Source organism: Pseudomonas sp. P7779, from assembly GCF_013386315.1.
GTDB lineage: Bacteria > Pseudomonadota > Gammaproteobacteria > Pseudomonadales > Pseudomonadaceae > Aquipseudomonas.
In genome coordinates this window covers 18,433-40,089 of sequence record NZ_JACARZ010000049.1, presented here as the reverse complement: position 1 = coordinate 40,089, position 21,657 = coordinate 18,433, and the positions used below count along the sequence as shown (strand labels likewise).

At 59.9% G+C, this 21,657-nt stretch carries 18 protein-coding genes; 8 read left to right on the top strand and 10 right to left on the bottom strand.

Annotated features, from left to right (window positions below):
- The first annotated feature begins 86 nt into the window (after positions 1-86).
- Complete coding sequence (locus HX869_RS15735; RefSeq protein ID WP_003218518.1) at positions 87-341, top strand: hypothetical protein; 255 nt, start codon at positions 87-89, stop codon at positions 339-341.
- Positions 338-1,870, top strand: a complete 1,533-nt coding sequence (locus HX869_RS15730; protein WP_177054983.1) for a sodium:solute symporter — start codon at positions 338-340, stop codon at positions 1,868-1,870. Before HX869_RS15735 ends, HX869_RS15730 begins: the two co-directional genes overlap by 4 nt.
- A gap of 134 nt (positions 1,871-2,004) precedes the next feature.
- On the opposite strand, the gene HX869_RS15725 is transcribed toward HX869_RS15730, so the two are convergent.
- Positions 2,005-3,831 (bottom strand): sigma-54-dependent Fis family transcriptional regulator, encoded by a 1,827-nt coding sequence (locus tag HX869_RS15725; protein WP_178903309.1) that lies wholly within the window; start codon positions 3,829-3,831, stop codon positions 2,005-2,007.
- Between the two features lie 237 nt (positions 3,832-4,068).
- Here HX869_RS15725 and HX869_RS15720 point away from each other — a divergent pair, with 237 nt between their 5' ends.
- The 6 genes from HX869_RS15720 to HX869_RS15695 are packed head-to-tail and all read left to right on the top strand — an operon-like array spanning position 4,069 to position 9,995.
- Positions 4,069-5,163, top strand: coding sequence for an ABC transporter ATP-binding protein (locus tag HX869_RS15720; protein ID WP_003218524.1), 1,095 nt, complete (start codon positions 4,069-4,071; stop codon positions 5,161-5,163).
- The gene (locus tag HX869_RS15715) at positions 5,163-6,260 is read left to right on the top strand and encodes an ABC transporter ATP-binding protein (protein ID WP_102369282.1); all 1,098 of its coding nucleotides are present in this window, start codon (positions 5,163-5,165) and stop codon (positions 6,258-6,260) included. Before HX869_RS15720 ends, HX869_RS15715 begins: the two co-directional genes overlap by 1 nt.
- The gene (locus HX869_RS15710; protein ID WP_003218527.1) at positions 6,257-7,123 is read left to right on the top strand and encodes a carbohydrate ABC transporter permease; all 867 of its coding nucleotides are present in this window, start codon (positions 6,257-6,259) and stop codon (positions 7,121-7,123) included. The genes HX869_RS15715 and HX869_RS15710 overlap by 4 nt, the downstream gene beginning before the upstream one ends.
- Positions 7,124-7,133: 10 nt before the next feature.
- On the top strand, positions 7,134-7,934 hold the full coding sequence (locus tag HX869_RS15705) for a carbohydrate ABC transporter permease (protein WP_003218530.1): 801 nt from the start codon (positions 7,134-7,136) through the stop codon (positions 7,932-7,934).
- Between the two features lie 10 nt (positions 7,935-7,944).
- Positions 7,945-8,217, top strand: coding sequence for a DUF2160 domain-containing protein (locus HX869_RS15700; RefSeq protein WP_003218532.1), 273 nt, complete (start codon positions 7,945-7,947; stop codon positions 8,215-8,217).
- 35 nt (positions 8,218-8,252) lie between these two features.
- Entirely contained in the window at positions 8,253-9,995 is a 1,743-nt protein-coding gene (locus HX869_RS15695; protein ID WP_003218534.1) for an ABC transporter substrate-binding protein, read from the top strand.
- Positions 9,996-10,136: 141 nt separating this feature from the next.
- Here the strand turns inward: HX869_RS15695 and HX869_RS15690 are convergent, their stop codons facing one another.
- From HX869_RS15690 to HX869_RS15650, 9 genes are all read right to left on the bottom strand, one after another.
- Positions 10,137-11,777 carry a BatD family protein gene (locus HX869_RS15690; protein WP_178903308.1) on the bottom strand — a complete coding sequence of 547 codons (1,641 nt, stop codon included), beginning with the start codon at positions 11,775-11,777 and terminating at the stop codon, positions 10,137-10,139.
- The gene (locus HX869_RS15685) at positions 11,774-13,516 is read right to left on the bottom strand and encodes a tetratricopeptide repeat protein (RefSeq protein WP_178903307.1); all 1,743 of its coding nucleotides are present in this window, start codon (positions 13,514-13,516) and stop codon (positions 11,774-11,776) included. Before HX869_RS15685 ends, HX869_RS15690 begins: the two co-directional genes overlap by 4 nt.
- Positions 13,513-14,601 carry a VWA domain-containing protein gene (locus HX869_RS15680; RefSeq protein ID WP_008433043.1) on the bottom strand — a complete coding sequence of 363 codons (1,089 nt, stop codon included), beginning with the start codon at positions 14,599-14,601 and terminating at the stop codon, positions 13,513-13,515. The genes HX869_RS15685 and HX869_RS15680 overlap by 4 nt, the downstream gene beginning before the upstream one ends.
- A complete protein-coding gene (locus tag HX869_RS15675; protein WP_178903306.1) occupies positions 14,594-15,088 on the bottom strand; it encodes a DUF4381 domain-containing protein in 495 nt (164 codons plus the stop codon). The genes HX869_RS15680 and HX869_RS15675 overlap by 8 nt, the downstream gene beginning before the upstream one ends.
- On the bottom strand, positions 15,085-16,017 hold the full coding sequence (locus tag HX869_RS15670) for a DUF58 domain-containing protein (RefSeq protein WP_003218540.1): 933 nt from the start codon (positions 16,015-16,017) through the stop codon (positions 15,085-15,087). The genes HX869_RS15675 and HX869_RS15670 overlap by 4 nt, the downstream gene beginning before the upstream one ends.
- Before the next feature lie 5 nt (positions 16,018-16,022).
- Positions 16,023-16,982: a MoxR family ATPase gene (locus HX869_RS15665; RefSeq protein ID WP_003218556.1), complete on the bottom strand. Its 960-nt coding sequence runs from the start codon at positions 16,980-16,982 to the stop codon at positions 16,023-16,025.
- Positions 16,983-17,292: 310 nt separating this feature from the next.
- Positions 17,293-17,649 carry a hypothetical protein gene (locus HX869_RS15660; RefSeq protein WP_003212949.1) on the bottom strand — a complete coding sequence of 119 codons (357 nt, stop codon included), beginning with the start codon at positions 17,647-17,649 and terminating at the stop codon, positions 17,293-17,295.
- An 83-nt stretch (positions 17,650-17,732) separates the two neighbouring features.
- Positions 17,733-19,451, bottom strand: a complete 1,719-nt coding sequence (locus HX869_RS15655; RefSeq protein WP_256345119.1) for an ATP-binding cassette domain-containing protein — start codon at positions 19,449-19,451, stop codon at positions 17,733-17,735.
- 36 nt (positions 19,452-19,487) lie between these two features.
- Entirely contained in the window at positions 19,488-20,678 is a 1,191-nt protein-coding gene (locus HX869_RS15650; protein WP_256344656.1) for a YcaO-like family protein, read from the bottom strand.
- Positions 20,679-21,657 lie beyond the last annotated feature (979 nt).

Genomic DNA, 21,657 nt, shown 5'->3' with positions numbered 1-21,657 from the left:
CGCTGATTGGTGCCTGCGTTTTCACTGCTTGATTTTTGTTTGATCACACAAAAAAACGATCCACAAATTCAAGGAGCACCCGACTCATGAAATCTGATAGCGCACCACCCGGACGCCTGAAAAGCCAACTCTTCGGCGTGTACTTTTTCCTGTTGCTGATGCTCGCCTTATTCCCGCCGTTCTATTTGAGCGTGAGCGGCAGTACCGCGTTGGTACTGGGCATACCGTTGCCGATCTTCTACTGGATCGCCATTGCAGTCCTCGCAGGCCTGGGCCTGTGGGCGTTGTACGTCGCCGAATTGAAGGCCGGCGAAATACCCGAAGAGGGGGATGCGCAATGATCAGCACCGCCAGCGATGCCAACCTCTTTATCACCTTCGGCGTCATCGGCCTGTTCCTGGCCGGGATGATCGCCGTGCTGTACGCCACCAACCGCGAGAGCACGAGTTTTTCCGATTACGCCGTAGGCGGGCGCTCCTATGGGCCGTGGTACATCGCCATGTGTTACACCAACTCGTGGTGGCCGGGCTCGACCTTTACCGCGTTTTTCGCCCTGACCATCGGCGGCGCCCTGGGCTTCTACGGCATGGTCTACGCCACCCTTGGCGTGACGGCAATGTACCTGATGGCCCGCCGCGCGTGGACCTGGGGCCAGCGTTTCAACCTGCGCACCCAGCCGGACTTGCTCGGCATGCGCTTCAACAGCCCGGTGGTCAAGCGCGTGGCCTCGATCATCGGCATCATCTCGGTATTCCCGTGGGTGGTGATGGGCATCCAGGCGTTGGCGATGTTGTTCCAGTTCGCCAGCTTCGGCCGCTGGGGCGTCACCACCTGCCTGGTCGCCGGCGTGGTGGTGGTGCTGGTACGCCAGTACTGGACCGTGAGCATGGGCATGCGCGGGCTGATCATGACCGACATGTTCCAGGGCCTGATCGCCTATGTCGTGTGTGCGGCGCTGTGTGTGTTCCTGCTGTTCGGCGACCAGGCGTCGTTCTCCAACCTGGCGCACCTGCCGGCGAAAATGTTGCTGATTCCCGGCGCCAGCGGCACCGGTTACGGCCCGCTGTACATGTTCAGCCTGATCTTCACCGGCGTGATCGGCTCGATGTGCTGGCCCATGAGCTTCCAGCGCATCTACACCGCCAGCGGCGTCAAGGCGGTGAAGAAAGGCACGCTGTACACGATCCTGTTGGTGGGTGGTTTCTACGGGATTCTGATGCTGTTTGCCGCGGCCATCAGTCAGGACCCGAACGTCATCGCGCACCCGCAACAAGGCTGGTTCCTCTCGCTGTTCGACATCGGCGGGCCGTGGATGCTGGCGCTGGCGATCGTCATCGTGCTGGCGGCGAGCATCGGCCACGTCGACGGCTGCGTGCAGGTCTGCGGCACCCAGTTCGCCAACGACCTTGCCACCTGGAACACCCCGCGTACCGACCGGCAACTGACGCTGCTGGCCAAGTCCGGGATGGTGGTGTTTATCGTTGCCGCCTCGGTGCTGGCATACCTGACCTTTGATTACGCGCGACTGCAATTGCTGGCGCAGATTTCCTACCAGGGGATTATCCAGTTGGCGGTGCCGCTGTTCTTCGGCATTTTCAGCCGCCGCGGCAACAAGGAAGGCGCGATTGCCGGGATGCTGGCGGGGATCGTGGTGGCGATTGTGCTGACGACGATGTACCCGGACGACATTCCCGGGCTGGGGTCGTTGACCAGCGGGATTGTGGGGCTGGTGGTCAATGCGGGGATTTTTGTGGCGTGTGCATGGGCGATCAAGCCGAGTGAGGAGGAGAGTGCTCGGGTGGAGCAGTTGTTTGAAATGGCGGCGCCAGGGCGCAAAGTGCCAATGGGGGCAAGGCCGGTCCTGAACTGAACCCACTTCTCAAACCCAATGTAGTTCCAATGTGGGAGCGGGCTTGCTCGCGAATGCAGACTGTCAGTTAAAGCATCAGCGACTGATACAGCGCATTCGCGAGCAAGCCCGCTCCCACATTTTTGATTGTGTTTCTACACAGAATTCCCGTTTTGTCGCAGGCGTTTGTAGAGGGTATTGCGGCTGACGCCAAGCTCTCTGGCCAGGTGAGAGATATTCCCGCCCACCGCCTTCAGTCGCTCATTCAGGTCCAGACTGTCATCCACTGCATCACACACCGGCACCACCCCATTCAAATCCACAAAAAAATCATCCGGCAAATGTTCCGCCCGAATCGGCTGCTCTTCCGCCATGGCCAGTGCCACCTGCAACACGCTGCTCACCTGGCGTAGATTCCCCGGCCACGGATGCTGTTCAAACAAGGCCAGCACCTCGTTACTCAACCCGGCCCACTGCGTCGGCTCGCGATGCTGTTGCCACAGCTGCTTGAACAGCGCCTGTTTATCCGTGCGCTCCCGTAGCGGCGGGAGCTCCAGGGTCAGGCCGCCGATGCGGTAATACAGGTCTTCGCGAAAACGCCCGAGCTGTACCTGTTCGCGCAGCGAGCGGTTGGTGGCGGAGATGATCCGCAAATCCACCGGGTACAACTCGCTGCTGCCTACAGGCTGCACACAGCGTTCCTGCAATACCCGCAACAGCCGGGCCTGGGTCGGCAGGGGCATGTCGCCGATCTCGTCGAGGAACAGCGTGCCTTTGTCTGCCTTGCGGATCAGCCCGATGCTGCCTTTCTGGTTGGCGCCGGTGAACGCGCCTTTTTCATAGCCGAACAGTTCCGACTCCACCAGTTCGGCGGGGATCGCTGCGCAGTTGACCGCGATAAACGCTTGTTGGCTGCGAGAGCTGGCCTGGTGCAGGGCTTTGACGAACACTTCCTTGCCGACACCGGTTTCACCGTGGATCAGCAACGGAATATCCTTTTCCAGCAGGCGTTCGGCCTGACGCACGGCCTTTTCCACGCGGGTATCGCCGAAGTGCAGGGTCTTGAGACTGATGGCCGTGGGGCCAGGTTCGCGGGGCTTTTTCGTTTCCACAAACACGCGAGCCTGCACTGGCGCCTGTTTCGGCCGTTTCAGCAGGCACTGGAAACGGTTGCGTCCGGCGGCTTGCAGCGAGAAGGGCAGGCCTTCGGGCTGGTTGAGCAGTTCCAGCAGCGAGACCTTGAACAGGCTGTCGATCAACACCCGCGACAGGCTGATGCCCAGCAGGTTGTCGGCCCGGCGATTGGCCGACAGTACCTGGCCGCTTTCATCAAAAATCAGCAGCCCGGCCCATTGGCTGTCGAGATTGTTCAACCCGGTATTGAACGTCAGCTGGAAATGCTCACCGCGAAACAGGTTGAGGATCAGCCGGTTCTCGACGGTCTGGCTCATCATCTTGACCATGCCGAGGGTGTGGGAGGGCGGCAGGTAGCTGTCGCTGGACACATCCAGCACCGCGATGATTTCCCGCTGCGCATCGAAGATCGGCGCTGCCGAGCCGGTCATGAAACGGTTGGCCTTGAGGAAGTGTTCGTCATGTTCGATATGCACTGCCTGGGCACAGGCCAGGGCGGTGCCGATGGCGTTGGTGCCGCTGGAGCGCTCCATCCAGCTGGCGCCGGCGCTGAAACCACGGGCCAGCTTGGGGTCGATAAAGCGTTGGGTGCCCCACGAAGTCAGCACCTGGCCCTGGTTGTCGGCAAGCATGATCAGGCAGTTGGAATTGCTGAGGATGTTTTCGTAGTAGGGCAGCACTTCCTGGTGGGTGGTCTGCACAAGGGAATGCTGGCTTTCCAGCAACTGGCTGACGCCGTCTGCGGGCAGTTGGTCGAAGCTCGGTGTGCTCTGGTGATCCAGGCCATAGGCCCGGCAGCGGCGCCAGGAGTCCTGGATGATGGCATCGTGCGCCAGCGGTGTGCTCATGGCGGTGACCCTTGCTTTATTGTTGTTCTGGGGTGCGGAAGGCCCGTTCAGTGTTGTTCAGAACTGTTCATTGTCAACCCGCCGATTGTTCAGTTGTTCAGCCTGACCTGTTCATTTCTGTTCAGAGGCGAATCGCTGTTTTGCCTAACTCGTTGACCGGCCTGAGGTTTGGGTTGTTGGCACGGAACTCGCTCTGTGCTCCTGCCAGAACCATTCCAATAATAAAAAGGTCGTGTCATGTCATTGACCCTGGAGCACGTCACTCGCGTTGTCGAAGGCCAAACCTGGATCGACGACGCCAACCTGCGTTTCGAAGCCGGTTCCTTCAATGTATTGCTGGGCCGCACGCTCTCCGGCAAGACCAGCCTGATGCGCCTGATGGCCGGCCTGGACAAGCCTGACAGCGGGCGCATCCTGATGAATGGCGTGGACGTCACCCAGAAGCCGGTGCGCCTGCGCAATGTGTCGATGGTCTATCAGCAGTTCATCAACTACCCGACCATGACCGTGTTCGAGAACATCGCCTCGCCGCTGCGCCAGGCCGGAGTCTCTGCCGAGCAGATCCAGAGCAAAGTCCTCGAAACCGCGAAAATGTTGCGCATCGAGAAATTCCTCCAGCGTCACCCCCTGGAACTCTCCGGCGGCCAGCAGCAACGCACCGCCATGGCCCGGGCGCTGGTCAAGGATGCCGAGCTGATTCTGTTCGATGAGCCCCTGGTGAACCTGGACTACAAACTGCGCGAAGAACTGCGCCAGGAAATGCGCGAGCTGTTCAAGGCGCGTCACACCATCGCCATCTACGCCACCACCGAACCCAACGAAGCCCTGGCCCTGGGCGGTACCACCACGATTCTCCACGAGGGCCGGGTGATCCAGAGCGGCAAGGCCGCCGAGGTCTATCACCAGCCGCAAACCGTGCTGGCGGCCGAGCTGTTTTCCGAGCCGCCGATCAACCTGATGCCCGGGCGCATCAGTGGCAATGAAGTGAGCTTCGCCAACTTCGTGCACTTCCCGCTGAACGTCGACCTGCGGCCCATCGGCGAAGGCGAGTTTCGCTTTGGCGTGCGTCCCAGCCATATCAGCCTGGTGCCGAGCAACGATGATGACCTGGAGCTGGCAGTGACCGTGGAAGTCGCCGAGATCAGCGGCTCGGAAACCTTCCTGCACGTACGCAGCGAACACTTCCTGCTGGTGCTGCACTTGCCCGGGGTGCATGAGTACGACGTCGACGCGCCGATCCGCATCTATATCCCCACCCACAAACTGTTTGTGTTCGATGGCCAGGGACGGCTGGTCCAGGCCCCCGGCCGACGTGTCGCGAGGGTTGCCTGATGGCCGAGATCCATTTGCAGAACCTGGCCCACAGCTACAGCTCAAAGCCAAACGGCCCCGAGGACTACGCGATTCGCGAGATGAATCACGTCTGGGAGCAGGGCGGCGCCTACGCGTTGTTGGGGCCGTCGGGCTGCGGCAAGTCGACCTTGCTCAACATCATCTCCGGCCTGCTCAGCCCGTCCGAAGGCCAGGTGCTGTTCGACGCCAAGGTGGTCAACGAGCTGACCCCGGAAAAACGCAACATCGCCCAGGTGTTCCAGTTCCCGGTGGTGTACGACACCATGACCGTGTTCGATAACCTGGCTTTTCCCCTGCGAAACCAGGGCATGGCCGAGGCGAAGATTCACAGCAAGGTGCAGGAAATTGCCGAGGTGCTCGACCTGCAAAACCTGCTGGACAAAAAGGCCCGCAACCTCACTGCCGATGAAAAGCAGAAAGTCTCCATGGGCCGCGGCCTGGTGCGGGATGACGTGTCGGCGATCCTGTTCGACGAACCGCTGACGGTGATCGACCCGCACCTGAAATGGAAGCTGCGGCGCAAGCTCAAGCAGATCCACGAGCAGTTCAACATCACCATGGTCTACGTGACCCACGACCAACTGGAAGCCTCGACCTTCGCCGACAAGATCGCGGTGATGTACGGCGGGCAGATCGTGCAGTTCGGCACGCCCCGGGAGTTGTTCGAGCGGCCCAGCCACACCTTTGTCGGCTATTTCATCGGCAGCCCTGGGATGAATCTGATTGAGGTGCAGGCAGAGGCGGGCGGTGTGCGCTTTGCCGGGACACATCTGGCGTTGCCCGAGGCGTTGCAGCAGCGCATTGGCGAAACGCCTTACAAAAGGCTGCAGGTCGGCATCCGCCCTGAATTTATCCATGTGTGGGATGAGCACAATCCCGACGCGCTACAGGCGCAAGTCACCCATGTGGAAGACCTCGGCACCTACAAGATCATGACCCTCAACCTCGATGGCGCACCGTTGAAAGTGCGCCTGGCCGAAGACAAACCGGTGCCCGAGGGCCAGGCGTCCATCAGCTTTCCGGGGCAGTGGCTGATGGTGTATGCCGATGACTACTTGCTTGAGGTGCAGCCATGAACAAGGTGCAGAACAACAAGGCCTGGTGGCTGGTATTGCCGGTGTTCCTGCTGGTGGCCTTCAGCGCGGTGATCCCGATGATGACCGTGGTCAACTACTCGGTGCAGGACATCTTCGACCAATCCAGCCGCTACTTCGTCGGCGCCGACTGGTACAAACAGGTGCTGCTGGACCCGCGCCTGCATGACTCGCTGCTGCGTCAGTTCATCTACTCGGCGTGTGTGCTGTTGATCGAGATTCCGCTGGGCATCGCGATTGCCCTGACGATGCCCACCAAGGGCCGATGGTCGTCGCTGGTGTTGATCGTAATGGCGATTCCGCTGCTGATTCCGTGGAACGTGGTCGGCACCATCTGGCAGATCTTTGGCCGTGCCGACATTGGCCTGATGGGTTCCACGCTCAACGCGATGGGCATCAGCTACAACTACGCCGCCAACACCATGGACGCCTGGGTCACGGTGCTGGTGATGGACGTGTGGCACTGGACGTCCCTGGTGGCGCTGCTGTGTTTCTCGGGGCTGCGGGCGATCCCGGATGTGTACTACCAGGCGGCGCGGATTGATCGGGCGTCCAGCTGGGCGGTGTTCCGACATATCCAGCTGCCAAAACTGAAGAGCGTGCTGTTGATCGCGGTGATGCTGCGCTTCATGGACAGTTTCATGATCTACACCGAACCGTTTGTGCTGACGGGCGGCGGGCCAGGGAACGCCACCACCTTCCTCAGCCAGACGCTTACCCAGATGGCCGTAGGCCAATTCGACCTGGGCCCGGCGGCGGCGTTTTCGCTGGTGTACTTCCTGATCATCCTGTTGGTGTCCTGGCTGTTCTACACCGCCATGACCCACTCCGACGCCAACCGCTGAGGCCGCCAACATGAGCAAGCGCAAGCTGATCCCGCTGCTGGTCTACATCCTGTTCCTGCTGGTGCCGATCTACTGGCTGCTGAACATGTCCTTCAAGAGCAACACCGAAATCCTCGGCGGCCTGACCCTGTTTCCGCAGGACTTCACCTTCGCCAACTACAAGGTGATCTTCACCGACCCGAGCTGGTACACCGGCTACCTCAACTCTCTGTACTACGTCAGCCTCAACACCGTGATTTCCCTGAGCGTGGCGCTGCCGGCGGCCTACGCGTTCTCCCGCTACCGCTTCCTCGGCGACAAGCACTTGTTCTTCTGGTTGCTGACCAACCGCATGGCGCCGCCGGCGGTGTTTTTGCTGCCGTTCTTCCAGCTGTATTCGTCCATTGGCTTGTTCGATACGCATATCGCGGTGGCCTTGGCCCATTGCCTGTTCAACGTGCCGCTGGCGGTGTGGATTCTCGAAGGTTTCATGTCGGGCGTGCCCAAGGAAATCGACGAAACGGCCTACATCGACGGGTATAGCTTCCCCAAGTTTTTCGTGAAGATCTTCATCCCGCTGATTGGCTCGGGGATCGGCGTCACGGCGTTTTTCTGCTTCATGTTTTCCTGGGTCGAGCTCCTGCTGGCACGCACGCTGACGTCGGTGAACGCCAAACCCATCGCCGCAGTGATGACCCGTACGGTTTCGGCCTCCGGCATCGACTGGGGCGTGCTGGCGGCGGCGGGGGTGTTGACCATTTTGCCGGGCATGCTGGTGATCTGGTTCGTTCGCAACCATGTGGCCAAGGGCTTTGCCCTGGGCCGGGTCTGAGGAGTCGATGATGGAATGGATGGCCTGGACCACCCCGACTGCACTGTTCTTTGCCGCGATCGGCCTGCTGCTGGTGGGCATGACGACGTGGGAATTGCGCTCGCCGAGTATCCCCCGGCGCGGCTTTTTACCGATCAGCACCACCCGTGGTGATCGTTTGTTTATCGGTCTTCTCGGCAGCGCCTACCTGCATTTGTTGGTGATCGGCGTAACCGGCTGGAGCATCTGGGTGGCGTCCGCGCTGTCTCTGGTGTGGCTGTTGTCTGTGATGCGCTGGGGCTAGCTGCCCCTTTTGAACCCCAAAACCAGGAGGTCTCTATGTTCGATAAAAACAATAAGCTGCGACATAGCATTTCATTGGCGGCCGTGCTGGCGCTCAGCGGGCTCAGTGCTGCGGCCTGGGCGGATGCTTATGAAGACGCTGCGAAAAAATGGATCGGCAGTGAGTTCAAACCGTCGACCCTCACCGAAGCCCAGCAGCTTGAAGAGCTGAAGTGGTTTATCAAGGCCGCGGAGCCGTTTCGTGGGATGAAGATCAACGTGGTGTCGGAAACCCTCACCACCCACGAGTATGAATCCAAGGTGCTGGCCAAGGCCTTCAGCGAAATCACCGGGATCAAGCTGACCCACGACTTGCTGCAGGAAGGCGACGTGGTGGAAAAGCTGCAAACCCAGATGCAGTCCGACAAGAATATCTATGACGGCTGGGTCAACGATTCCGACTTGATCGGTACGCACTTTCGCTATGGCAAGACAGAATCCATCACCGACCTGATGGCCAACGAAGGCAAGAACTTCACTTCACCCACCCTGGACATCAAGGACTTCATCGGTATTTCGTTCACCACTGCGCCCGACGGCAAGATCTACCAACTGCCCGACCAACAGTTCGCCAACCTGTACTGGTTCCGCGCCGATTGGTTCGAACGGGCAGACCTGAAAGCCAAGTTCAAGGAGAAGTACGGCTATGAACTCGGCGTGCCGGTGAACTGGTCGGCCTACGAAGACATCGCCAAATTCTTCAGCGAAGACGTCAAGGAAATCGACGGCAAGCGCGTCTACGGGCACATGGACTACGGCAAGAAAGACCCGTCCCTGGGCTGGCGCTTCACCGATGCGTGGTTCTCCATGGCCGGTGGCGGCGACAAGGGCCTGCCCAACGGTTTGCCGGTGGACGAATGGGGCATTCGCGTGGAGGATTGCCACCCGGTGGGCTCCAGCGTCACCCGTGGTGGCGACACCAACGGCCCGGCGGCGGTGTATGCCACGCAGAAATACGTGGACTGGATGAAAGCCTATGCACCACCGGAAGCGGCGGGCATGACCTTCTCCGAATCCGGTCCGGTGCCGTCCCAGGGCAACATCGCCCAGCAGATCTTCTGGTACACCGCGTTTACCGCCGACATGACCAAGCCGGGCCTGCCGGTGGTCAACGCCGACGGCACGCCGAAATGGCGCATGGCGCCATCGCCCGTCGGGCCTTACTGGGAAAAGGGCATGAAGAAGGGCTATCAGGACGTAGGTTCCTGGACGTTCCTCAAGTCGACGCCCGAGAAGCAGAAACTGGCGGCCTGGCTGTACGCGCAGTTCGTGACCTCGAAAACCGTGTCGCTGAAGAAAACCATCGTTGGCCTGACGCCGATTCGTGAGTCCGACATCAACTCCCAGGCCATGACCGACCTGGCGCCGAAACTCGGTGGGTTGGTGGAGTTCTACCGCAGCCCGGCCCGGGTGGAGTGGACCCCGACCGGCACCAACGTGCCGGACTATCCACGGTTGGCGCAATTGTGGTGGAGCCATATTTCGGAAGCGGCCAGCGGAGAAAAGACGCCGCAGCAGGCGCTGGACGGGTTGGCCAAGGATCAGGACGCGATCATGACGCGCCTGGAACGCTCCAAGGTGCAGCCGATTTGCGGGCCGAAAATGAACGAAGAACGGGATGCGCAATACTGGTTTGACCAGCCGGGTGCGCCGAAACCGAAGCTGGCGAATGAGAAGCCGCAGGGTGAGACGGTCAGTTATAACGAGTTGCTGAAGTCGTGGGAGGCGGCGCGCAAGTAACCCAGACGCCGCAGATCAAAAATGTGGGAGCGGGCTTGCTCGCGAAGGCGGTAGATCAGTCAGCAGATATGTGACTGACAGACCGCTTTCGCGAGCAAGCCCGCTCCCACATTGGGTTTGCGGTGTTTCTGCAAGGGGGGGCTATTTGGGATACAGCGGCGGCAAGCTGGTGCTGTCCCCCGCAGGGTCCTGCTCGCGCTCCGCCATCGGAATCGCCTTCACCGCCCGCCACAATTCCTCTCCCTGCCAATACTGCCCACTCTCGCTGTACAGCGCGCCGTTCAACCCATCCAGCGCATCCGACAACGGCACAAACCGCGCCGCCATATCCGCCAGGGTCTCCGGCTGCTGTCGCGCCCAGGCATCCAGCGCCTGACGCGTAGCCTGCGGGTCATTCGCCTGGCTCGCCCGCTTGAGGTCGTCCAGCAAAGTTCGCGGGCTCGGGCCGGTTTGCGCGGCACGCAAAATCGCCGGCTGCCAGCGTGCACGCCACCACAAACCGAAGCCCAGCAGGGTGGTGCAGGCCAGGATCAGGCTGGTCAGTTGCCAGATCCACAGGCTGTCGTTGTCCGGCGCGGTGATCACGGTCGGGCTGGCCGGCGTGTCCACGATCAGGCTCGGGTTGGTCGCCACCTGCAGGGTGCGCGCCGGCAGGCTGGTGCGTTCCAGATGGTCTTCGTGGGTGTTCCACCACACCACTTCCACCGCCGGCAGTTCAAGCGCGCCAACGCGGTTGGGCACCAGCGCTTCGCGGTCTTCACGGCTGCCGATCAGGCCACGGTCGTTGTTCTGGTTGCTCAGCACCGGCTGGTCCGGGTAGCGGCGCAGGCCGGGGATGTCGCTCAGTGCCAGCGGTGGCAGTTGCGCGCCGGCCAGGCCTTCGGCTTTCAAGGTCAGGCTGCGGGTCAGGGAGTCGCCCACCTGTACGTGATCGGGCTCGGGGTTCCAGCTTTCCGTGAGGGTCAGGCTGCGGGCCGGCAGCCAGGGAGCATCCGCCGGGTACAGCGCAGGCTTGGCCTTGACCGTCAACGACAGCTCCGGCGAACTGACGTGAATCAGCTTGCCGGGCTTGGAACCCTGGGGGTTGTTGTCCTGGGCGGGCCGTGGCTCTACCAGGGTGGCGCTGAACGTCTGCGTCGGAATGGTCAGCGTGCCGCTGTGCTGCGGGTAGATGGCATAGCGGGTTTCGATCACACCGTGGCGGATGCCGTTGATGACTTTCTCGTAGGTGCGCGACTCGCCCAACTGCTCGATGCGCGTATCGGCGATCTGCAACGGCGTGAGGCTGCTGTCGTCATACAGCGACACCGAGTGGTAGACGCGCACGGTCAGCAACGCCTGGGCCTGGACGTAGACGCTGTCCTGGTCGAGGTTGGTTTCGATGAACACCGGGGCCAGTTGAGCCTCGGTGTTCTGGCTGACGGTCTCCACCACTTGCAGGGTGATCGGCTGGGTCTTGAGTTCGCCGATCTGCAACGGCGGAATCACCACGGTGCCGTTCTCCTTGGGCAGCAAGGTGATGATCCAGCGGGTTGTGGCATGGTTATCGCCACCCAGGGTGGTGAGCTGGTTGATCTGGCGCGTGCCGCTCACTTCAAACAGCGGGTCCAGCGGCGCCAGGTCCGGTTTGCCGAACAGCGTGACGTCGTTGGATTCCACCGTCAGTTCCACCGTCTCCCCGGAATTGATGCGGCTGCGGTCGACACTGGCCACCAGGCCGGCGGCCTGGGCCTGGCTGGACCACAACGCGAGGGTGAGAAGAAGGGCGGTGCAGCGGTTCATCGAGTCTTGTCCTGATGTTGTTGCTGTTCGTACCAGAATTTGCGTCGCAGCAACTCGCCGGGGTTGTCCGGGATCTGCCGCAGCCATTGTTCCAGGGCCTGGCGCTGCTCGCCTTCAAGCGTGCCGTCGACCGGGCGCAGGGGCGGGGTGGTGGTTTGTTCATCACCCAACTCGCTGCCGGGTACCTCGTTGCTGCCGGCGTGGGGCGTGGCCCCGGTTTGTGTATCGGTAGCGCCGGGCTGGCCCTGGCCTTGGGACGTCTGCTCGCCACCGGTGGCGGTCTGGCTGCTGGCGCCCGGTTGCGCAGTCTGGCCGGGTTGGGTGGTTTCGTCATCCTCGTTTTTTGCAGGCTTGGCCGGCTCGGTTTTTTCCGGTTCCTGTTGCATCAGGCTTTCCACCAGCGCCTTGTTCTTCAGCGCCGGCTGCAAGTCTGGCTGGGCTTCGAGGGCTTGTTCGTAGGCATCGATCGCCGCTTCCAGCTCGCCACTTTTGGCCAGGGCATTGCCTCGATTGTAGTGGGAGTAGGCGTCGCTGCCTTCGGCAAACCGCTTGGCGGCTTCGGCATAGTTGCCCGCTTCATACAGTGCGACGCCTTGCCATTGCGGGTCTTCGAAATGTTCGGCTGCTTCGGCCGGGCGTTTTTTCTTCAGCAGCAGTTGGCCCTGTTGGTCGGGGCGCAGCCACAGGTCCTGGAAGTCGAAGGCATAGCTGGGCTGCGGCGCGCCCAACAGCAGCAACGGCAGGAAGAACAGCCAGCCCCGGCGCCCGGCGCAGGCAGCGAGCAGCAGCAGTGGCAAGAGCAACCAATAACCCTGGTCGGCCCAGGTGTCGAGGTGCAGCAGTTGGCCGTCATTGCGCAGGCTTTGCGGGCCGTCCAGCATCCCGAGGTGGCGCAGGTCCTTGTCGTCCAGGCGTGCCTGGCGGTAGCGGCCGCCCATTTCGCTGGCGAAGGCCTTGAGGGTCGGGCTGTCGAGACGCGGTACGAGGATTGCGCCTTGGGCGTCCTTGAGGAATTCGCCGCTTTCCTGGGTCACCGGCGTGCCTTCACGGCTGCCGATGCCAAGGATCGACAAGCTCGGCGCCTGGTTGCCTTGCAGCTGCAGGCGGATCCCCTGGCGTTCCTGCTTGGACAGCGACGAGCCGATCAGCAGCAGCCGACCCTGGCCGAGGCCGCCATGCTTGAGCAGGCTCAGGGCCTTCTCCACGGCCAGGTCGGCGCGGTGGCCGGGCTCGGGCATGATCGAGGGGCGCAGGGCTTCCAGCAGGTTATGGCTGGTGGCCAGGTCGTCGGACAGCGGCACCAGCGTGTGCGCGCTGCCGGCGTAGACCACGATGGCGGTCTGCGCATCGCTGCGGGCCTGAAGCAGGTCGAACAGCTTGCGCCGTGCCTGTTCGAGGCGGCTGGGCGGGCTGTCGGTGGCGAGCATCTCCGGGGTCAGTTCCAGCAGCACCACCAGCGGGTCGGCGGGTTTCTGGCTGGACTGTTCGACGCGTTCCCAGCTCGGGCCCAGCAACGCCAGCACGGCCAGCAGCCAGGCGATGCCGAGCACCACCCATGGCGACTTGCTTTCGCGGCCACTGCCGCCGCTGAGCAGCGCGGCATGGAACGCCGGCGGCAGAATCATCTGCCAGCGCCCGGCGCGTTTCTGGCGGTGCCACAACTGCCACAGCAACCAGCCGAGCAGCGGCAGCAGCAACAGCCACCAGGGACGGAACCAGTGCGGCCACAGGGCGATCATCGACGCCTCCGCAAACGCAGGCGTTTGAGGCGTTCACGCCATTCAGGATTGGGTTGCAGGAAACGGCCCTTGCTTGAGAGTTTGCTGAACAGGCGTTGCAGGGCGTTATCCGGCCAGCGTTCCTGGATCACCAGCAGCATGCTGAGGATCAGCGCCAACGCCAGCGGCGCGCTGTACAGCGCCTGGGCGGGGCGGGCCTGGGTGGGTTGCTGGGCCACGGGTTCGAGCTGGTCGAGGGTTTCCTTGATCTTCAGCAGTTCGTTGCCGTCGCGGGCGCGGAAGTAGCGGCCGCCGGTGGCCTCGGCGATGGCCTTGAGGGCCGGTTCGTCGAGGTCGAGGCTCGGGTTGACGCCGAGGATGCCCAGGGAGCCGGTTTGCTCGGGGTCTGCGCCGATGCCGATCGGGTAGATTTTCACGCCTTCTTCGGCGGCCAGGCGGGCGGCGGTCAGCGGGTCGATTTCGCCGGCATTGTTGGCGCCGTCGGTGACCAGGATCAGCACCCGGCTTTGCGCCGGACGCTGGCGCAGGCGCTTGAGGGCCAGGCCGATGGCGTCGCCAATCGCGGTGTTTTTACCGGCGATGCCAATCCGTGCCTCATCCAGCCAGGTGCGCACGGTGCGCCGGTCAAAGGTGAGAGGCGCTTGCAGATAGGCCTGGCTGCCGAACAGGATCAATCCCACGCGATCACCTTCGCGGCCCTCCAGGAAATCTCCCAGCAGGTGCTTGACCAGGCTCAGGCGGCTGACGTCTTCGTCTTGCCATTGCATGTCGGGGAAGTCCATCGAGCCGGAAACGTCCACCGCCACCAGCAAGTCGCGGCCGCTGGCTGCAATCGGCAAGGGTTCGCCGAGCCATTCCGGGCGGGCGGCGGCGGTCAACAGCAGCAGCCACAGGAACACAAACGGCGCTTGCTGGCGCCATCCCGGCAGGTTGACCCGCGCGCGGCGGCGGGCCAGGCCTTCGAGGTCGCTGAGGAAGCTGACTTTCAGCGCCGGTTCGCCGCTGTCGGCCACCGGCAGGATGAGGCGCAGCAACCAGGGCAATGGCAACAGGGCAAAGATCCACGGCCAGGCGAACTCAAACATGTTTGCGAATCCAGGTGTCGACGGCCTGGGTCAGCCCGGCGATGGCTTTGTCGTCGAGTTTGCATTCGGGCTTGTAGGCGCCTTCCACCAGCACCATCCAGCGGGTCAGGCCGGCAGCGGGGCAACGGTTGTCGAGGAACGCCAGCCACTTGCGGCCGTTGAGGGTGTGGCTCTGGCTGTAGGGGTAGTCGTTGCGGCACAGGCGCTTGAGCAGGCCGTTGAGTTGTTGCAGCCAGGCACCGGCCGGTGCGCCGTCGTAGGGTTTGGGCATCAGCGCCAGTTCGGCGAGGGCGGCGATGCGCAGCGGGTCCAGGGGTTGTTCGGCACGGGCCAATGGGCGCTTGGCTGGCAGGAAACGGCGTAGCCACCACAGGCCCCAGCCCGTCAACGGGATGATCAGCAGCAACAGCCACCAACCCGGCGCCGGCGGCCAGAAGCCGATCACTGGCGGGGCGATCAGGGGTTGCAGTTGGTCGAGGCTGCTCATTGCTTTTTAACCGGGCGTTGCGGGTTCAGGTATTCGCGCAGTTGCTCGACCATTTCACCCTGGGTACTCAAGGGCATCAACAGCACCCGCAGCTTTTGCGCGAGCAGTTCCCAGCGTGCGCTGCGGGCTTCGGCCTGGGCCTTGTAGGCCTGGCGCAGATCAAAATTCAGAGTGTCCAGTTCCAGCTGTGCGCCGCGCTCGGCGAAGCGCAGCAGGCCGGCGGCGGGCAGGGCGTGGTCCAGCGGGTCGGAAACCGGCAACAGCAGCAGGTCGCAATGCCGCGACAACAGGCTCAGCTGTTGCTCGGCGCCTTCGGTCAGGGCGCGCTCGTCACAGATCACAATCACCAGGCTGCCCGGGCGCAATACTTCCCGGGCTCGGCGCAAGGCCATGCCGAGGGCGTCGGCTTCGGGGCGGCGTTCGGTGTTGAGGCTCTGGTTGACCCGTACCAACCGGTTGAGCAATTGCAGCAGGCTTTGCTTGCTGCGCCGGGGTTTGATTTCGTAGTGCTCGCTGTCACCGAACACCAGCCCGCCGACCCGGTCGTTATGGCCCAGCGCCGCCCAGCCGATCAGGCTCGCCGCCTGAGCCGCCAGCACCGACTTGAACATCTGCCCCGAGCCGAAAAACAAGCGGCAGCTTTGCTCCACCATGATGAAGATCGGCCGTTCGCGCTCTTCATGAAACAGCTTGGTGTGTGGCTCCTGGGTGCGTGCGGTGACGCGCCAGTCGATGGTGCGCACATCGTCGCCGGCCTGATACACCCGCACCTGGTCGAAGTCGACCCCGCGCCCGCGCAGTTTCGAGTGGTGCAGGCCGATCAGCGGGCTGCGCTGGCTCGGCGTGGAAAACAGCTGCACTTCCCGCACGCGATGACGCATCTCGATCAATTCGCTCAGGGTGACACGGGTTCCATCGCCAGCGTTCATAGGCGTCAAGCGACGGCAACGACGTCGAGAATGCGTTGCACCACGCGGTCCTGGTCGATGCCGGCCGCTTCGGCCTCGAACGACAGAATGATGCGGTGGCGCAGCACGTCGAACAGCACCGCCTGGATGTCTTCCGGGCTGACGAAATCGCGGCCGGCCAGCCAGGCGTGGGCCCGGGCGCAGCGGTCCAGGGCAATCGAGCCACGAGGGCTGGCGCCATAGGCAATCCATTCGGCCATTTCCGGATCGAACTTGGCCGGGGTGCGAGTGGCCATGACCAGTTGCACCAGGTATTCCTCCACCGCATCGGCCATGTACAGGCCGAGGATTTCCTTGCGCGCGGCGAAGATCGCCTGCTGGCTGACGCGCCGCTCGGGCTTGGTTTCACCGTTGAGGGCTTCGCCACGGGCCTGCTGCAGGATGCGGCGCTCGACGGCGGCATCGGGGAAGCCGATTTTCACGTGCATCAGGAAACGGTCGAGCTGGGCTTCGGGCAGCGGGTAGGTGCCTTCCTGCTCGATCGGGTTTTGCGTGGCCATCACCAGGAACAATGGCGACAACTCGTAAGTGCTGCGCCCCACGCTGACCTGGCGCTCGGCCATGGCTTCGAGCAATGCCGACTGCACCTTGGCCGGGGCACGGTTGATTTCGTCCGCCAGCACCAGGTTGTGGAAGATCGGGCCTTGCTGGAACACGAAACTGCCGGTTTCCGGGCGATAGATCTCGGTGCCGGTGATGTCGGCGGGCAGCAGGTCGGGGGTGAACTGGATGCGATGGAACTGGGCCTCGATCCCTTCTGCAAGCTCCTTGATGGCCTTGGTCTTGGCCAGCCCGGGAGCGCCTTCAACCAGCATATGGCCATCGGCGAGCAGGGCAATGAGCAAGCGCTCGATGAGTTTTTCCTGGCCGAGAATCTGCGTTGAAAGAAAGGTTCGCAGCGCAAGCAGCGCTTCACGATGTTCCATCGATGACGGTTCCTGGAGAGGTGAGACTGGGCATTGCGAAAAATGCCAGGCCTGGGGGCGTTACTTTAATGCATCGGAGGGGGTGGAGACTAACGGCGCGGGGGGTATTTTTCGGGAAATGTGGGAAATGTCTGAGGTTTTTTCCGATAGGCGCCTGCCTTTGTGGCGAGGGAGCTTGCTCCCGCTGGGTTGCGCAGCAGCCCCAGCAAGGCTGCCGAGTTTTTCCAGGCAGAACGCAGTTGGCTGGATTGGGGCCGCTTCGCAGCCCAGCGGGAGCAAGCTCCCTCGCCACATTGTGCGGGTTTGGCAACTAGGCCCGGATATAGGTCCCGGTGCCCTTGAGAATGTTCTGCAGGGTTTCTTCCACTTCGGCCAGATCCGACTCGGCGGTGCCGTGGGTGATTGCCAATTGATCGTGGCCGCCCAATGCATCGGCATCCGCCGCGCCAATCTCCACCAACAGTGTCGTGGCACTCAGGGTGATCTTCAGCCCGTCCAGGGTCGACGGCTCGTAATCCCAGGTGACTTCCACCTCGTCCTCGTCCGGATAACGGGTCACCATGAACATCTCGCCCTTGTCGCCGTGGCAGCAGAGCATGGCCATGTTGTCTTCTTCGTCATCGCACGGGTTGACGATCAGGTGGGCGGTGGTGAGTTGCAATGGCATGGTTAATCCTGTCTGGGGGAGGGCGAAGCAGGGCAATTGTGCCATTGCGGCGAATTTTGTGCTGCATCGTGTATGAGGGGCTCCTAGCTGTTGCCGGTTTGGTTTTCCAGATCAAAGTCACTTAACAGCGTCAAGATCGACGTTTTGTTAGCCAACTCGCTCCAAGGGCCTTGATCAATGATTGCTCCGTTTGACATGACAATAACCTGATCAAAACGGTGCAGGTGGCGGACATCATGTGTGACGCATATCAATCCGCGTTTGCCGAAGATATCGAACAGCAGATCCCACACAGGCGTGGCCAGTTTTTGTTCAATGGACGCGCTGGGTTCATCGAATAAATTGAATTCCCCGGGCCTGTTGACGAGGCGCAGCAGGGACAGACGCTTTGCTTCGCCTCCTGAAATATTGGACGCGTTTTCGCTGAGGCTGCGGTTTAAAACGATTTCTTCCAGGTTCAGTTGCTCAATTGCGTGGTTCAAGTGTGGGGAGGGGGGGATTCCAAACAGTACGGAGTGATCAAAGTAGCCTTCCAGGAACTGGGGCGACTGGGGGCAATACCTCAGGTACCTCAAATGCGCTTGGGCACTCAGTTCGCAAATGGGCTTGTCGTCGATAAGCAACCTGCTTGTCAGTGAGGGGTTCAAGCCTGCCAGCACTTCCAGCAAGGTAGATTTCCCCGCTCCACTTGGCCCAGTGATGGCAACTGACTGACTTTGGGTAAATTCGATGGCTGTCTTGATGGTCAAGCGGATGGAGCTGGTGTCAGTCACGATGCAGGGATTAAGTATTAACGTTGATTTGGGCTTTAGCGGTATTTCGAGTTGGCCGTTGTCGTCGCCAAAATTTGGTAACGACAGTAGGTGCAGGAGTCGGCGCTGGTCTGCGAGAAATTGATCCAGTACCCGGTAGCCTTCTGTAAGCGCAGTAATGTTGATTAAGAAGCTGCCAGCGATTGAGAATGTCGCAACTAATTGCCCAAGACTAATAACGGGTTGTCCTGAAAGCTGATCCAATACCCCCCAGCCAAGTAGCCCTCCGGTGGCAAGGCTGATGAATAGGATCTTTATACCGTTTAAAAAACCGCCGGAGCTTGTAACTGTTACCGCGGCATTGGCGTATTGGGTGAAAGCTTCATTCAAAGGGTGTGTGGCAGTATGTTCTGCTCCTTCCAGTTTTATAGACTTCCCCGATTTTAAAGTGTTGAACAGAATGGCACCCAGCTCATCTTCTTGTTCGTTGATCCTGTCAATGTGCTTTCTCCGCCATCTTATGATTTTGTGGGCTGTAAAAAGATAGATAGCACTCAGGCCGATCACAGCGAGGAACACTCCGCTACCACCCATATACAAAAAGGCTCCCCCAACAATTAGCAACTCCAGGCACATAGGAAATGCGACAGTGACGAAAAACGTAAGCAATTTTTCGTGAGCCGTGATTCCGCGTTCCACAGACTTTATGAAGTGGCCAATGCGCCATGAGCTAAAGTGATGAAAGTCTTTGTGCAGTAATTGCCCAATCCAATTGATCGAAGCATCTCTTACGATTTGTTGGATTAGCTTGGATAATAGGAATATTTGCGCAGGGTTTACTAAGGCCTGAATGCATCCGGCCAGAATGAAGCCTGCAATCAGTATGAATAAGGTGTTCATTGTTGGCTGGTTGTTGCTAAGTGCGTCTACGACTTCTCCTAGCAGTAAAGGTGGCGCGAGCGCTATAAGTTTAAGCCCTATTGTGGTAAGGACGGTAGACGTAAGCAGAGCTGTATGCTGTTTGCATGCTATTTTAACAAGTGTTTGCATTTGGTCGCCTATAGGCATTCTTCGCTGCATTCATACTTATAGTGTAGGGGTGGGGCAGCTGAGTAGAGTGTGCTGGGGCGCTACCAAGTTTCCACTTCTAATAATGTTGAAGCGCTCAAGGCTGGGGATGTAGATTTGTATAACGCTACAGCCGTTGGCAAACTTGGTGAGTGTTCTGAAGAATATTTTCTTTCCGTCATTGGAAAGGCTGTTTTGTAATATTTGCAGCTGATGCGGGACGCTTGCTGAGAATTGTTTGTGTTGATGTTTAATGAGGGGCAGTCTCAAGTTCTTTATTGAGGAGAACTCAATGAGAGGTTTGAGCTTTTCTGAGCTAGACAGCAGCTCCAGGGTTTTCTTGTCCAGCTCCTCTCCTGCAGAGTCATACAGTTCGTTTGCTTGGAATTGCTCCGTCACCGCTCGCTGCAAAGCTACGTTAACGTCCAGCGAGCAACCTGAGCCAACAGATGCAATATGTAGATCGCCTGCGCCCGCTCTGGGGAAAGCTGCTGCAAAATAAACGCCTAAAAAATCTTTAATGACCACGATCTGGAGACGTTGGGCAGATTTTATTGCATACGGATTGTTATGTAGTGCCATCGCAAGGAGGGATGTGGACGGGGAGTATAAATTTATGGGTGGGCCGATTTTGCAAATTGCCATATAAAAAAGCGATAGAATGTGTCGCTCAATGACTTCGAGAATGCCGTGCAAGAGGGCCTCGTCTTCCGTACATCCGAATGCCATACCTGAATTGGATGAGTAGCGGGCTAGAAAATTTAAGTGAGAGTTTCCTTTGGGATGTTTGTTTTTGGCGATGGCTGGGCAGAGGAGCGCGTGTGGGACTAATAATTTTTCCTTTTTATCAAGGGTTGTGAGCGTTAAGCATTCAAGAGGCTCCTTGATTTGAGAGCAGTTGAAGAGTAAGCCATCGATTTTTGCTGGCGCTTGTGCAGCAACTGCCTTGCAGTGACACGTCGTAATACCAAGGGCGATTGGTTGGCCCGCGATAAGGTGTTCTAAGCTTTCAGCGAGTGCTCCAATAAGTGATTCGGGCCCTTTGCCTGCGCCCGATGCGACTAGTTGGCTATTTGCGTCGTACAGTTCCGTTGTCGCTACTAGGTTTTCTTTGTTTGCATACTGCGTAATCGCAGTTAGGCCAAGGCTATGAATGGTCTCTTTTATTTTTGATAGAGCATTGGTTGGGCTTAGTTCTCGCTCTGACATGCTTGCCTCGTTATTTTTGAATGCCGAAAGGATTTCCTTTCGGCATTTTTTAGCGGGTGCTTCATTTGTATGGAATGTCAGTTTGTGAGTGTGGCGAAGAAGTGGACCTCGGTCGCTAGTAAGCTTTCGGATGCGCCTGCGTTTTGCGGAAAGCCAGTCGGGATGGTTATTTCGGAGCGTTTATTACCCATTTCAATCACCTCGTTTCTATTTTGAATGAGAGGCACTCGATAGTGAGTTCCCCACTTGCGCGTAATTTCGCAAGTGATCAATTAATAGCAGTGGCCCTACCTCGATTCAATTGGTGTGAAGGCGCGAGCGTCCTGTGTTTGTGTAGGAATTATCTCGTCGGGGCGTGGGATGATAGTTGTCTATGTTTGATTTTTTGGCTTAGCTGCGGTTGTACGCAGCTGTTTCAATGGTTTGTGATGTTTATGGTTTTGTGAGAGGTAGGCAAACTAAGAGCGGTTCGACAAATCACTCATTTAGCTTTTGATGTGATTGGGAGTTCAGCCTCTCTATTGGGAAGGGGGCGACCACCGAGAATTTACCCTGATGATTCACTTTCTCAGGAGGCGTGCGGCATGCTGGCGAAAATGCGGCGAATTTTGTGCTGCATCGTGTGTCAGACCTTGAGGCATGACCTGGCGGGCAATATCAGTCATTTCCGGTACTCGGCGCCCCGGGATTTCTCCGAAAACACCCGGTTGCCCAAGTCGCAACCCGCCGGCAGCGTGCCGATGACCGAATATGTCGCAGCGTCGCAAGCAGCTTGCTTCCTACACTCGTTAAGCTGCGCAACGGATGTGCCTCGCCAGGAGTCTGACCTGCCCGTCGTACCGTCACCTGGCAAGGTGCGCATCTTATGGAAGTTGAATGTGACCTCATTGTCTTGTCCAGCTTCACCCACCTGTCACTCTGAATTCGTTACTGTAGACCGCGAACAGAGCTGACGGTCTCCCCGCAAGGGGATAACACG